Origin of the sequence: Ensifer sp. (genome assembly GCF_035999185.1) — a bacterium.
Taxonomy (GTDB): Bacteria; Pseudomonadota; Alphaproteobacteria; order Rhizobiales; family Rhizobiaceae; genus Ensifer.
Genome location: NZ_DASYHB010000109.1, coordinates 110,524 through 122,108, shown reverse-complemented (window position 1 = coordinate 122,108; position 11,585 = coordinate 110,524). Strand labels below are relative to the sequence as shown.

Genomic DNA, 11,585 nt, shown 5'->3' with positions numbered 1-11,585 from the left:
AAGATGGCGTATAGTGGGCTGTCAGCAAGCCAGAGGCAAGGCTGCGTCCCCATATTAGTTCTCGGCCAAAATATGCCGAGGGTCTTGCGTATCCGCGGCGGGACGATGTTATTCTGGTCAATAAGAATCAGTTAACCGTATCGGTAGTCGCGCGTAAACGAGGGGCTGGGAGAGAATGGCGGATAGGACATCTTCAAAAGACGTCATGCATGGTGACGACTTTGGCAGCGACGCTCTCGACCTCATCGAAATCACAGGCGTGATCAAATGGTTCGACGTCGCCAAGGGCTTCGGCTTCATCGTGCCTGACAACGGCATGCAGGACGTGCTGGTTCATGTGACATGCCTCAGGCGTGACGGCTACCAGACGGTCCTTGAAGGCGCGCGTGTCGTCGCCCTCATCCAGAAGCGGGACCGTGGCTACCAGGCGTTCCGCATCCTCTCCATGGATCAGTCGACCGCTGTGCACCCGTCGCAGCTTCCCCCCGTGCGCACCCATGTGCAGGTAACACCGACGAGCGGCCTCGAGCGGGTTCTGGTCAAGTGGTTTAACCGCACCAAGGGCTTTGGCTTCCTGACCCGGGGCGAAGGCACAGAAGATATTTTCGTGCATATGGAAACCCTGCGGCGCTTCGGTCTCACCGAGCTTCGGCCGGGACAAGTGGTCCTCGTTCGCTTCGGTGACGGCGAGAAGGGCCTGATGGCCGCCGAAATCCATCCGGATGGCCCGTCGCCAAGCGCGCGGTCGCACTGATGATCGCCGCACGTCAACTTGTCACAAGAAGCGCCCTGGTGGCGCTTTTTTTGTTCGCACTCGTGTCGGCGAGTTTGGCAGAGATCGTGTTCACCAAGGACAAGATGCGTCTCGTGACCGCCGACAACGTGGTACACGAACTGACGGTCGAACTGGCACTCGATGGGCCCCAGCGCGAGCAGGGGCTGATGTTTCGCAAGACCATGGCGCCGGATCACGGCATGTTGTTCGATTTCGGCGAAACGCGTCGCGTCATGATGTGGATGAAAAACACCTATCTGCCACTCGATATGCTTTTCATCGACAGTCAGGGCGTCGTGCGGACGATTCGCGAAGATGCGGTGCCTCACTCCGAAGCGATCATCGATTCCGGTGAGCCGATCTCCTTCGTGCTTGAGCTCAACGCCGGCACGGTCAGGCGCCTCCATATTCGACCTGGCGATCGGCTGGAAGGCGCACGATTGCCGCCCCAACGACCATGATTGGTGCTTGCCGTCAGTGGCAACACCTTGTTCTTCCGGGATTGCCGCCTAAATCAATGGGGGTGATGATCTGGTGCTGCAGGTAGGGACTTAAGGCCCGAATGCAGACTTCGTCTTCATAAATTGCTAATGTTCTTCTGAGGCAACAGGAGGCATCCGTGATGATCCGGAGTGTGCTTGCAGCCGTCGTGGCGAGTTCTGCGTTTGCGCAAGCGGGGCTGGCCGCGGATCTGGCCCAATCGCTGGAGCCTGCTCCCCTCGTGGAAACGGCGCCGGCCTTTGTCTGGACCGGTGGCTATGTGGGCCTTCAGGGCGGCGGTGGCTGGCTGAATGGCGACCTTAGTACCCCCGGTGGCAGTGCCTCGAAAGATTTCAGCGGCGGCTTGCTCGGCGCTTTTGCAGGCTTCAACTATCAGCAGGGCGATTGGGTCTACGGCGTCGAGGGCGATGTCAGCTACAATTGGAACGATAAGACGTTCGATATTTTTGGAACGTCGATCGAAGCAGGCACCGAGGTCTCCGGCTCGATTCGTGGGCGCGTTGGCTATGTGCTGAACGACAAGGCCTTGCTCTACGGCACCGGAGGCTGGGCCGTGACCCGCGGCTTCGTCGACGTGCCGGGCGCGTCGAAGGAGAAGGAAACCTTCAACGGCTGGACAGTCGGCGCCGGCGTCGACTACTCCTTCACCGACAGCGTCTTCGGCCGCGCCGAATACCGCTACAACGACTACGGCGACAAGGACTTCGGCGGCGTGAATGTCGATGTCGACCAGCACCAGTTCACGGTCGGTGTCGGCGTTAAATTCTGATTTCAGGAAAACGGGCGCTAGAGCGCCGGCACGATGCCGGCGCTCTGTGTGTTTTCTCAGGCTGGAGGCGATCCTCCTTGCGCGCGCTCGACGATTTCAGCCCAGTCCGCTTCTGCTGAAAGATCAATTACGATGCGCGCGCCGTCCTTGATTGGCCGCTGCAGGGATCTTCGCGTCTCTGGCATGAGAATCACGCGATCCGTCTCGGCAAGTCGCGCAAGCCTGGAGCGCGAGACGCCAAGCTCGGCGGCAAGCAGGCGATCGGTGCGCACACTCACAACTGTCGGCGCGGTAAAGAGGATCTCGAGGCGCATGCTACCCTCAAGACGACCTGCAAGTACGTGGTGACTGACGCGGCAATCGGGAAATTCTTCGATACGGGTGGTGCTGCGGCGAAGATCTTCGACGTCGAATGCGACACCGTGGATCCACGCGCGGTCGTTGTTCTGAAGCGCATCGAGCGTGTCGGGGGCGACATCGCGAACGTTTTTTCGCTCAAAAACAGGGCGGTTCCAGGAATCTCCGCAATCGGCGCAGCGGTAGATCAGCCAGGCGTCGAGCCGCCGCCCGTTGGCGTTGAGCCGCGTCTTGCCGCTGCAAACGAAAGGACGTTGGCCGCGGCAGCGGCTGCAGGCAAGCCACGGGCGTGGTGCGGTCGTGGGTTCTATGGTCCATCGGACCGTGAGGGCATGAGACATCGTCTGGTTCTTCCGAAGGGAAGTCCATCGAGACGACGGTTTGAGTACCCGATGCGGGGACACGGTCTGGCAGCGAATGGAGGTGATGGTTCCGCCTGGAAAAGTGCCAGGCTTGAGATCGGCAATGCCATTCCGGTCTCGAACCGTCACCTCAACGAACGCAAGAAAAATCAATCCGATAGCAATTGATGCTACCGGGCGTACGGGGTGAAACTAGCGAGACCGGATTTTACAAAGGCAAGGCGAAACTCCAAGGTGAGGCAGCGCGATCGTGGTCGCGCTTTCGACCTACAGCAGTCGCTCGCCGACGCAAAGTGCATTGAGGGCATGTTCGCCCGTCATGGTGGTGTTTTCCGGTGCGATAGGTGAAATTTGGCCACACGCGAAATTGAGCCGATAGAGTAAAATACGCACTACACCTCCAATCTGAAGCGGCTCCGACAGGGTTGAACATGGGCCGCTTCTCTTTTTCGCGGAGGTGCTTCGGATGACAATTCTCGCTTCCGATTACGCTGTCGTTCGAAGCACCACGGACCTTTCCACGTCTGACACGCCGCGCGGCGTTCCCGACGACGTGACGCGGTTGCGACCGAGGCGCTTGGCTTCGTAAAGTGCGGCATCCGCCCGGTTGAACAATTCCTCCCAAGACCGTTCTGCGCCGTCGGCTGCAGCCAACCCCATGCTGACGGTCAGCGCCACGTTTTCGCCGTTGCTGGTCATCCTCAGGTCTTCGACGGCGATACGCAGCCGTTCGGCGATCGTGCGCGCCTGTTCTTCGTCGGTCGAGGGAAGGTAAAGTCCGAACTCCTCACCGCCGAGCCGGGCAAAACAGTCTCCTTTGCGAAGGTTCTTTCTGGCGAGATCGGCAAAGGTCACCAGTGCTTGGTCGCCGGTGTGATGGCCATAGCGGTCGTTGATACGCTTGAAGAAATCGAGGTCCATCACGACGAGGCAGTCACCGGTCCAGTTGGATTTCGGCAGGGCTGCGAGAAACCAGCGCCGGTTCCCTGCACCGGTCAGCGCATCCGTATCGGCCGAGCGCCGCAGCTCCGCCTCGGCGCGCTCCTTGACGAGGACGAGCGTGAAAAGCGCGATCGCAAAGTGACAGATGATCGAAAGGAAGAAGGCATAGGTGGTGGTGATCGGGATGATGTCGGGTTTGACGAGGCCGATCACCACGGCAAGGCAGAGGTTTGCGCCGACGGTCATGGCGGCCGCCAACATGGCGCGCGCCGGCAGCGGCTCGCTGGCGCGATCGGAAGCAACGGCAAAAGCGGAAGCTGCAAGGAAGACCAAGGCGGTGGCGTTGAAGACACCGGCGCGAACCGTGTTGACCACGTGAAAGTGGGTCGCCAGGCCGATCAGGGCGCCGGCGAAAGGCACCGAGAGTGCCAGCCAATCCGTCTTGCGGCGCCGTCCGGCGCTCAGGCGCCGTACGCCGATCCAGAACAGGGCGTATCCCCCGATCCCGAGCGAGAAGCTGGAGAGCGTCCACAGATGGCGCGGTAGCAATTTCTGCTCGCCGTAGCCAGCAAGCGTCGAGGCAAGTGCCAGGAACAGGAAGCCGGTCGCGAGAATCCCGAGCCCCACGTCCCGCGGCGATTGCCAGCGCGCATAGAGAAAGCAGAGCGCGCCGATCAGGAACGATGACTTGTGAAGCAAAAGGACGGTGGCGAGGTCGAGTTGGGCAGTCATTCTATCGCTCGGGCAGGCAAGGGAGGGTCGAGCACGGCATGGTTGCGCGCCGGTCCGCAATAAGCGCAATGGCTTTAGCGATTACTAAATTCGAATGACAAACCTGTGATTTGTCCCGGAATGGGACATTTTTACTCGGCGTGCGATCCTGGCGCTTGGCAATGAGATGGGGACTTTGCCCACGATTGAAGAAATTTCATCTTGCGGCCCCCCGGCGAAGCGTGTATCTCCGGCGCCGTTGGCACGGAGTGTAGCGCAGTCTGGTAGCGCATCTGGTTTGGGACCAGAGGGTCGGGAGTTCGAATCTCTCCACTCCGACCATCGTAACGCCGTTAGCGTTCCCATTATTCTTCCAATCATTCGGATCGACTTGCGAATCGTCTGATGAACGCGAATGCGTTGTTCTGCCGTTGGAACGCCCAAATCCCCCCGATCTCCCGCTGAAAAGCCGAATTTATCCGGCCGAAAGTCATTTCGTTTTAAATCATTCTGCGTTATGGGAGGACGGTAAGCTGGCGCCCGTGAGTGTGGCCGGCGAAAGTATGGAGCCGTTCGAAACCATGTCCGCAAAGATCTATCGTCCAGCAAAGACCGCCATGCAGTCTGGCAAGGCCAAGACGAATCTGTGGGTGCTGGAGTTCGATCAGGAAAAGCCGCGCACCATCGACCCGATCATGGGCTACACCAGCTCCGGCGACATGAAGCAGCAGCTGCGGTTGACCTTCGAAAATGCTGAGCAGGCTATCGCCTATGCTGAACGTAACGGCATCGAATACCGCGTGATTGCGCCGAAGGAGGCGACACGCAAGAGTGTGTCCTATCCGGACAACTTCCGTTTCACCCGGATGCAGCCCTGGACCCACTGAGGGTCCTTCAGCCGCATTCGACGGGCAACAGCCCGAGACGGCCCCTTAGCTCAGTTGGATAGAGCACCTGCCTTCTAAGCAGGTTGTCGCAGGTTCGAATCCTGCAGGGGTCGCCAACAATTTCAAGGGTTTTGCGGCGATTTCTCGCCTTATACTGGATCCCGTTTACAGCTTTCCTGTAGCCGTTTACAGAAGTCATTCTCCTGATGTTCTTTCCATCCGCAGAATGACAGCATCGCTGGTCTGCTGATCCGTCGCCAGGTAGTGCTTCTCAAGCACTCTGCCTACCTCGGCAATCGAGTGTCCGGTGATCGACGCGATCTGCTCTGTCGTTGATCCTTCTCGCTGCCGTTCGGTGATGAACGTTCCGCGCAGATCGTGGAATGTCACTCCCTCGATCTTCACGTCTTGGCTTTCCTTATTCAGCCTGGCGCACTCTTTCGCCGACGACGTCTTGAAGCCGTCCTTCGTCCAGGGCCGGCCGCGCGAGTTGTTCACGATTCGCATCTTGTCCCTTGGTAGGGCGTCGATCATGGCCTTGAGCTTGCTGTGGACTTTCACTCGAACGCGCTTCTTTGTCTTGCCTTGGTCAAATGATAGGTGGGTTCCGTCGTACTGCTTCCAGGTGAGGGATAGCAGGTCGCCCTGGCGCTGGCCGGTGTGTATCGCCATTTCGAAGGCGAGGAGCATGTGAGCTTTCGCCTTGGCCCGAAACAGCGCGATCAACTCCGGCGTCCAGACGCTTTCCTTGCGCGATCCGGTGTAGAGGCGGCTAATGCCAGTGCAGGGATTCTTTTCGATCGCCGCTCGCCGGCCGGCGCTTGACCTTATAAATTCCTTTGAGCTTCACGAGCACGTTCTCGGTCTCTCCACGCCTGCCATTCCGCCAATGACGTGAAGTCATCTGGTTTCAGGTCAACCGTAACAGGCTTGGGGGGGCTTGGATATCTGGAGAAACGCCGACGCGTTGTCCGTTGACCTCGATCCAAATCGTGACGCCCTTCGACTTGGCCACATCGGCCATACGCTTCAGGTCGGCCGCCTTGATTGCTGCTCTCGCGGTCATTCTTCGGCTCCTTGTTCTTGGCGGGAGATGCCGGATTTCACGCGGGCGAGCCAGCGGCCAACCTTTTCAGGCTCAAGCCAGGCCCAGATGAGGAGCAGGGATGCGATGAAGCCGAACCCGGTCACGTCCGCGTCTCCTCGGCTTTGGCGCGGATCGCAGCGGCAATCGCTCTGCCGGCAACTATGCCGAGCCGGTAGTCGCGAACGGTGTCGGGGCCGGTATCCCACGGCTCAAGGTTCTTTTTCCCGAACGCGGACCAATCGGCGTCGAGTTCGGCTACGGCCGCCGCCTCCCTGAAAGCACCCGCCCGCGCTTCGTCGATGAGCGACTGGCAAGCGATTTCGCCGCGCAGGTAGTTGATGCGAACGGCGGCCGGGTCTTTCAGCAGGTCGCTGACTTCGGCCAGCTCCCGCCGCATCCGGTCTAGCTCGGACGATGTCTCAGCGAACGCGAAAGACAGGTAGGCCAGCGCGTTTTGCTTCCTGCCGGCGGCGATTTCCTCTCCGATCCGGTCAAGATGCCACTGCAGACCGGCGTCCGGCTGCCAGCCATCGGGCGCGGGAGGGGCGGCGGCAAGCATGGCCTCCCACGACGAAGGGCCGCCATAGCCACCTTCGATGTTCCAACGAGCTATACGGCCAGCGTCGATCATCTCCGGCGTCGGCTCGATCGGCACGAGCTTCCACCCGTCCCGCTCCCCCACTACCGCCGCTGCTGGCTTGGCGGAGAGGGCGGCGGAAAGGACAGATTGGGCGTCGAAGAGATGGCTTGACCGCTCCTCGTCTGAGGCCGTCTCCCATCTGGTGAGGTGGTGCAGCTCGAATTGCTTCTTCGCTGCAGCCTCGATCATCTCGGGTGTCGGTGTTGGCTTCATTGGCCCTGATCCTTCATGTACCAGTCGACGATCGCGTTGAATTGGGCGCGCGGAATGGTCACCCACGATGGACCGGGAACGCCAGATGGCGGGAACAGCGAGACTTCGTCGGCAAGATTGAGAATGGTCCAAGCCGATGTTTCTTGCGGGTGGTTGTCACTGCGCATCGACAACAGATCGGCTTCAGTCTTCACATCGTATGGTCGCATGGGATTAATCCTCCCTGTTGGTGGACTGGGCAGAGGAGAGGGCGGCTTCGCGATACATGGGCCGGTAGGGCAGCGAAGGTTTAGGCGACCGGCGCGCGGCCTTCTCGGACTTCGCGAACCCGGGCGACCGGATCGGCTTCGTCTGCCGCTTGATGCCGAGATGGTTTTCCTCGCGACGCTTCGCCTCGGCGATTACCGAGACGCCTTCGGCCGTCTTCGGCTTGTGGCAGCATTCGACGCCGAGGAGCTTGCCGTCGTCGGCCGTCAGCTTCCGGGTCTTGTCGATCTGCAGGGCGTCCGCGATTGTGTGATCGACGTGGTATTTCTTCTTGCCCAGGATGAGGCCGCAGCCCTCGCAGGCGATCTCTCCGTTCGGGAGCATCGCGCGCTTCACGATCTGGACGTAGACGGCTTTGGTGAACTCGCGACGGGCCATTATGCTGCCCCCTTTGCCTTTACCATCAGCCGTTCAAGCGGCGAGAGGTGATCCTCGATGGCCTTCGCCTTCAGCGGCGGCAGGCCGAACTTTTCGAGATACTTGCGGGAGTGCTTCGCCCAGACCTTTTTTCCCCAGCTCGTCGAGGCGAATTCCCAAGGCCGCGCAGCGCGCAACGCCCTCTTGCGGGCGGCGAGATCGGCGTCGGCTGGAAGGTTACGGTGAACCTCGCCGATGACCTGAGAGGCGGTTTTCTGCCAGTCGATCATGGCGCAAACTCCAATTTCGCGAACGCGACGATCGCGGGCCGGTAGGCCAGTTCCCGCAGCATCTCGCAGTTGATCGGATTCTGGCGAACGACCGGGCCGGCATCTCCATCGATGTGACCAGGCTCCGGGGCAACCGCCAATGGCTCGACGAGCGAGCGCAAGATCGGGAAGCGGATCAGCGAGCCGCCTTCGAAGATGGTGTAATAGCTCCCCGCCGCCATGACTTCGGCTTCGGTGTAGTCGCCAGCCCACGCCAGCGGGTAGGCGTAGTTGGCGTTATTCGGGCGCCAGAAGGTGACGTAAGGACGCCAGTTCCATTCAGGGCGGAGGTCGCAGATGAGGAGCGGGCCGGTCATGCGGCGCTCTCTGCGTTTCGGTGCGTGGTGCCGCGCTCGACGCCGATCAGGTCGTCGAGGAAGTCGAGGACGGCCACCTTGCTCTGTTGGAATTCCTGCTTGTCCATCGCTTTCATGGACTGGCTTTTCGCCACGTACCGGGTGACGGTTGCCTCTTTGACGTCGACGATGGAAAAGCCGTCGATCGGTCGGATGAAAGCCGCCATGCGCGATGCTTCTGCCTTGCTCGAGCAGACGATGGTGTGAGCGTCGCAATAGCCGGTGCGGATCAGTGCGTAGGCGCGCAGATGCTCCGCGGATTCGGTGAAGGGCAGGCCGGCGAAATGCTCCGGCAGGTTCCGCCAAGCCTCGGCGACCGACGCGAAATAGTGCCGGTGCGTGTTCATGCTCCGGTCGTTGTGCTCGGCGAGCGTATAGAACTCGCCGACTACAAAGCGCTTGTCGCACTGGCTGACCCAATGCCGGTTCGCCGGCTGGAAGGCCTCGCCGTTCCATTGGAGAAGGACCGGGCCGCCCATGTTCAACCAGCCATCAGCGGATGATTGCGCAGCGGGTCGTTCGCCGGCCGGGACGGAGCGCGCGCTATAGCGGCATCAATGCGCTTGCGCAGTTCCAATGCGTCACCCTTCTGCAATGCCCAATAGCGCTGCAGCGGCTCCCGGTTGGCATCGCGCCACCTTGCCACGGTGTCCGGCGTCGACTCGTTGATGAATTTGACCGCCTCGTCGAAGAACTGACCGACCGGCACATTCTCGAGCGCCCAATTGTCGCCCCAGGTGACGGTGATCGAGTTATCGGCGCCGATTGCCCGCATGCGGTTGTCTTCGGCTTCCTTCAGGACGATTTCAGATGCTGTCAGGTCGAGAACCTTGGCGCGATCCATTTCTGCTTCGTCATAGAGGCCGGTGAACTGCTCCGGCCAGCCCGCGCGCAGCGCCTGCATTTCGGCACACTTCGCGATCATCAGGCGCGGCATGCGGGCCCAATTGCCGCTGTCGTCGAGCGTCTGCTTGCCGGTCTTGTAGTTTTTCCCGTTGTCGTTCTGCGCCCATTCGTCCTTGATCGGGGCGAACTCTTCCCAATAGGCTTGGCCGGCGACCTCGTACCATTCACCCGACTTCGGATCCTGCTTCCAGAGATAGACCGTGGCCGAAACGATGCCCTGCGGGTTGAGCGGGCTTTTCAGCTCCTTGTCGAACTCGTACGTCGGTGGCTTGCTGGCGGGTCGGTAGTCGCCGCACCGTTGCGCGATGACGCGCTGGCCGTCGCGGCTGATAATGATCGTCATCTTGCGCTTGTTGGCGTCCTTCTTCGAGAACACCATCGGAATGATCTGCCCCAGAAACGGGTCGAGCCCCTTGCCGCGCGCCACCTCCATGTAGAGGTTGAACTCGTCGTCGTTGCAGTCCTTGGCGATCGTCTGTTTGACCAGCGTGACCTGTTTGGACGTCATGTCGTATTTCGTGAGGGCGTTCATAGTCACTTCCTCCTGACGGAAAGGCTGAAACTGCCGTTGTCGAGCGTGGCGCCGGGCACTCTGGCGTTCTCCTCGCGCAAGGCGGCGGTTAGGGCTCTTTTGTCGAGCTTCGGCGCCGGGCGCTCCTGCTCGATCCAGAACTCGACCGGGATGTCAGCTTCATTGGTGACGATCAGGCCCGGCGCGCGCTTTGAGAGCGACAGCGTCGCCGTCGGCAGCTTCATGGACATCTGGTCCGTTGCCAGCATCGCCTGTTCGATCAGGGCCCGGATGCGCTCGGCGCGCTTCGCGATCGCCTTGCGGCGTGCCGCGAAGTCGGATTCCTTGGCCTTGAGGCCAGTTACGAGAACGTCGCACTCGTCGAGTTCCGCGATTGCCTCTTCGATCGCCTCAAAGAGGTTCGTTTCGCCCTCGATGGTGTCGGCGACGAGCTCGGCGTCGTCATCGGCGCCCTGGTTGCGGAGATCGACGAGGAGGGCCTTTGCCGCCTCGGTCTGCCGGCGCATGCTGTGTTCGATTGCGGGAGCGGTCATCAGACGGTCCTCTCGGCGACAATTTTGCGGTGGATCTCCTCGGTGTTCGCAAAGCCGATCGCCATGAAGGCGAGGAGGGCGGCGAGGAGGATGATGAAGGTGGCGAGCGAGTACGCTGCGGCGTTGAACTCCTGCAGCGCGTCCAGGTCGGCATTGGGCGCTGGCGGCAACTGGCACCGCGAGCACTCGCAATACCGGGCTACCGGATCGCAGGCGTACTGGATAGGGCAGGTCATGACCGGCCATCCTGCTTGGAAGCATCGATGCCAAGCCTCACAAGCTGCCGCACCGCTTCCGATCTTGTTGGTATCCGGTTCGCATAGCGCCAGTCGTCAATGGCGGAGATCTCTTCAGCGGTGATCGCCATATGGAAGCGCTCGGTGTTGCCGTCGCCAAGCTTTGGCCGTCCTTTCGCTTTCGTGCTCATGCGAGTGCCGCTCCTGCGACAGGCGCGAACTCGCGAGCGGCGAGGCGGGCGCGGTTGTCGTATTCGGGCTGGTCGACGTAAGAACCCTCGGCAAACCCGGAGGCGCGGAGGATCGACAGAGCGTCCTCGATCGCGTTGTTGTAGGCCTCATCCTCGGATGAGTTCGACGCGCCACCGAGGGCTTCAATCTCGCGGTACAGTTCGTGCAGCTTCACGCGGCGGGGCTTGAAGGACATTACGCGGCCTCCTTCTCGATCGAGGGCGTTGCTGTGAAATCGGGGAAAGCAGAGGGGCGCTGGTACGTTTCGACCGTGCAGCCCGGGTAGACGGCCAGCTCTTCGATGGCCTCGTCTTCGTCCCGGAACTCGGCTGCATCGTCGGCTTCGTACGAGAAGAAGCCCTCAGCGGTGAGGAACCGGCCAACCTCGTCTTGGATGTTGTATCGGGTGACCATCGCCATTTGCTTAGTCCTCTCGTCAGCGCCTTGCTGATGAGAGCAAGGTACAGATTGTACCTGATGTCGTCAATATGAAGGGGTATAAAAAATACCTTATTGATTGCGCGCTGCCCGAACCCTGCTCGAATCGCAGGCAGCAAAAAGCCCGCCGATTAGGGCGGGCTGAGAAAAAGGATA

Annotated in this window: 21 protein-coding genes and 2 tRNA genes; 6 read left to right on the top strand and 17 right to left on the bottom strand. The window is 60.6% G+C overall.

From position 1 onward, the window contains the following. Positions 1-175 precede the first annotated feature (175 nt). From VGO04_RS12690 to VGO04_RS12680, 3 genes are all read left to right on the top strand, one after another. A complete protein-coding gene (locus VGO04_RS12690; RefSeq protein WP_327496308.1) occupies positions 176-754 on the top strand; it encodes a cold-shock protein in 579 nt (192 codons plus the stop codon). After that, positions 754-1,236 carry a DUF192 domain-containing protein gene (locus VGO04_RS12685; RefSeq protein ID WP_327496307.1) on the top strand — a complete coding sequence of 161 codons (483 nt, stop codon included), beginning with the start codon at positions 754-756 and terminating at the stop codon, positions 1,234-1,236. The genes VGO04_RS12690 and VGO04_RS12685 overlap by 1 nt, the downstream gene beginning before the upstream one ends. 161 nt (positions 1,237-1,397) lie before the next feature. Continuing rightward, a complete protein-coding gene (locus tag VGO04_RS12680) occupies positions 1,398-2,045 on the top strand; it encodes an outer membrane protein (protein WP_327496312.1) in 648 nt (215 codons plus the stop codon). 56 nt (positions 2,046-2,101) lie between these two features. Here VGO04_RS12680 and VGO04_RS12675 read toward each other — a convergent pair whose 3' ends face one another. Beyond that, a complete protein-coding gene (locus tag VGO04_RS12675) occupies positions 2,102-2,917 on the bottom strand; it encodes a DUF1062 domain-containing protein (protein WP_327496306.1) in 816 nt (271 codons plus the stop codon). A gap of 333 nt (positions 2,918-3,250) precedes the next feature. Beyond that, positions 3,251-4,438, bottom strand: a complete 1,188-nt coding sequence (locus tag VGO04_RS12670; protein WP_327496305.1) for a diguanylate cyclase — start codon at positions 4,436-4,438, stop codon at positions 3,251-3,253. A gap of 244 nt (positions 4,439-4,682) precedes the next feature. Between VGO04_RS12670 and VGO04_RS12665 the strand changes: the two genes are divergently transcribed. The 3 genes from VGO04_RS12665 to VGO04_RS12655 all read left to right on the top strand — a co-directional run bounded on the left by VGO04_RS12665 (position 4,683) and on the right by VGO04_RS12655 (position 5,420). After that, positions 4,683-4,759, top strand: a tRNA-Pro gene (locus VGO04_RS12665). A gap of 239 nt (positions 4,760-4,998) precedes the next feature. Next, positions 4,999-5,304: an ETC complex I subunit gene (locus VGO04_RS12660; protein ID WP_327496311.1), complete on the top strand. Its 306-nt coding sequence runs from the start codon at positions 4,999-5,001 to the stop codon at positions 5,302-5,304. Positions 5,305-5,343: 39 nt separating this feature from the next. Continuing rightward, a tRNA-Arg gene (locus tag VGO04_RS12655) sits at positions 5,344-5,420 on the top strand. Between the two features lie 79 nt (positions 5,421-5,499). On the opposite strand, the gene VGO04_RS12650 is transcribed toward VGO04_RS12655, so the two are convergent. The 15 genes from VGO04_RS12650 to VGO04_RS12580 form a co-directional block, all read right to left on the bottom strand. Further along, positions 5,500-6,030: a tyrosine-type recombinase/integrase gene (locus VGO04_RS12650; protein WP_327496303.1), complete on the bottom strand. Its 531-nt coding sequence runs from the start codon at positions 6,028-6,030 to the stop codon at positions 5,500-5,502. A gap of 184 nt (positions 6,031-6,214) precedes the next feature. Next, positions 6,215-6,370 (bottom strand): hypothetical protein, encoded by a 156-nt coding sequence (locus tag VGO04_RS12645; protein ID WP_327496302.1) that lies wholly within the window; start codon positions 6,368-6,370, stop codon positions 6,215-6,217. Continuing rightward, positions 6,367-6,495, bottom strand: a complete 129-nt coding sequence (locus VGO04_RS12640; protein WP_327496301.1) for a hypothetical protein — start codon at positions 6,493-6,495, stop codon at positions 6,367-6,369. The genes VGO04_RS12645 and VGO04_RS12640 overlap by 4 nt, the downstream gene beginning before the upstream one ends. Continuing rightward, entirely contained in the window at positions 6,492-7,244 is a 753-nt protein-coding gene (locus VGO04_RS12635; RefSeq protein WP_327496300.1) for a hypothetical protein, read from the bottom strand. Before VGO04_RS12635 ends, VGO04_RS12640 begins: the two co-directional genes overlap by 4 nt. Further along, the gene (locus tag VGO04_RS12630; protein WP_327496299.1) at positions 7,241-7,453 is read right to left on the bottom strand and encodes a hypothetical protein; all 213 of its coding nucleotides are present in this window, start codon (positions 7,451-7,453) and stop codon (positions 7,241-7,243) included. The genes VGO04_RS12635 and VGO04_RS12630 overlap by 4 nt, the downstream gene beginning before the upstream one ends. 4 nt (positions 7,454-7,457) lie before the next feature. Next, positions 7,458-7,889 carry a hypothetical protein gene (locus VGO04_RS12625; protein ID WP_327496298.1) on the bottom strand — a complete coding sequence of 144 codons (432 nt, stop codon included), beginning with the start codon at positions 7,887-7,889 and terminating at the stop codon, positions 7,458-7,460. After that, complete coding sequence (locus VGO04_RS12620; RefSeq protein ID WP_327496297.1) at positions 7,889-8,158, bottom strand: hypothetical protein; 270 nt, start codon at positions 8,156-8,158, stop codon at positions 7,889-7,891. The genes VGO04_RS12625 and VGO04_RS12620 overlap by 1 nt, the downstream gene beginning before the upstream one ends. Next, positions 8,155-8,514 carry a hypothetical protein gene (locus VGO04_RS12615; RefSeq protein ID WP_327496296.1) on the bottom strand — a complete coding sequence of 120 codons (360 nt, stop codon included), beginning with the start codon at positions 8,512-8,514 and terminating at the stop codon, positions 8,155-8,157. The genes VGO04_RS12620 and VGO04_RS12615 overlap by 4 nt, the downstream gene beginning before the upstream one ends. After that, complete coding sequence (locus VGO04_RS12610) at positions 8,511-9,032, bottom strand: hypothetical protein (RefSeq protein WP_327496295.1); 522 nt, start codon at positions 9,030-9,032, stop codon at positions 8,511-8,513. The genes VGO04_RS12615 and VGO04_RS12610 overlap by 4 nt, the downstream gene beginning before the upstream one ends. 2 nt (positions 9,033-9,034) lie before the next feature. Then, positions 9,035-9,991, bottom strand: coding sequence for a phage recombination protein Bet (gene bet / locus VGO04_RS12605; protein ID WP_327496294.1), 957 nt, complete (start codon positions 9,989-9,991; stop codon positions 9,035-9,037). A 2-nt stretch (positions 9,992-9,993) separates the two neighbouring features. After that, positions 9,994-10,524 carry a siphovirus Gp157 family protein gene (locus VGO04_RS12600; protein ID WP_327496293.1) on the bottom strand — a complete coding sequence of 177 codons (531 nt, stop codon included), beginning with the start codon at positions 10,522-10,524 and terminating at the stop codon, positions 9,994-9,996. Next, positions 10,524-10,760 (bottom strand): hypothetical protein, encoded by a 237-nt coding sequence (locus tag VGO04_RS12595; protein WP_327496292.1) that lies wholly within the window; start codon positions 10,758-10,760, stop codon positions 10,524-10,526. Before VGO04_RS12595 ends, VGO04_RS12600 begins: the two co-directional genes overlap by 1 nt. Beyond that, positions 10,757-10,951: a hypothetical protein gene (locus tag VGO04_RS12590; protein ID WP_327496291.1), complete on the bottom strand. Its 195-nt coding sequence runs from the start codon at positions 10,949-10,951 to the stop codon at positions 10,757-10,759. Before VGO04_RS12590 ends, VGO04_RS12595 begins: the two co-directional genes overlap by 4 nt. After that, entirely contained in the window at positions 10,948-11,187 is a 240-nt protein-coding gene (locus VGO04_RS12585; RefSeq protein ID WP_327496290.1) for a hypothetical protein, read from the bottom strand. The genes VGO04_RS12590 and VGO04_RS12585 overlap by 4 nt, the downstream gene beginning before the upstream one ends. Further along, positions 11,187-11,411 carry a hypothetical protein gene (locus VGO04_RS12580; RefSeq protein WP_327496289.1) on the bottom strand — a complete coding sequence of 75 codons (225 nt, stop codon included), beginning with the start codon at positions 11,409-11,411 and terminating at the stop codon, positions 11,187-11,189. Before VGO04_RS12580 ends, VGO04_RS12585 begins: the two co-directional genes overlap by 1 nt. Between the last annotated feature and the right edge of the window lie 174 nt (positions 11,412-11,585).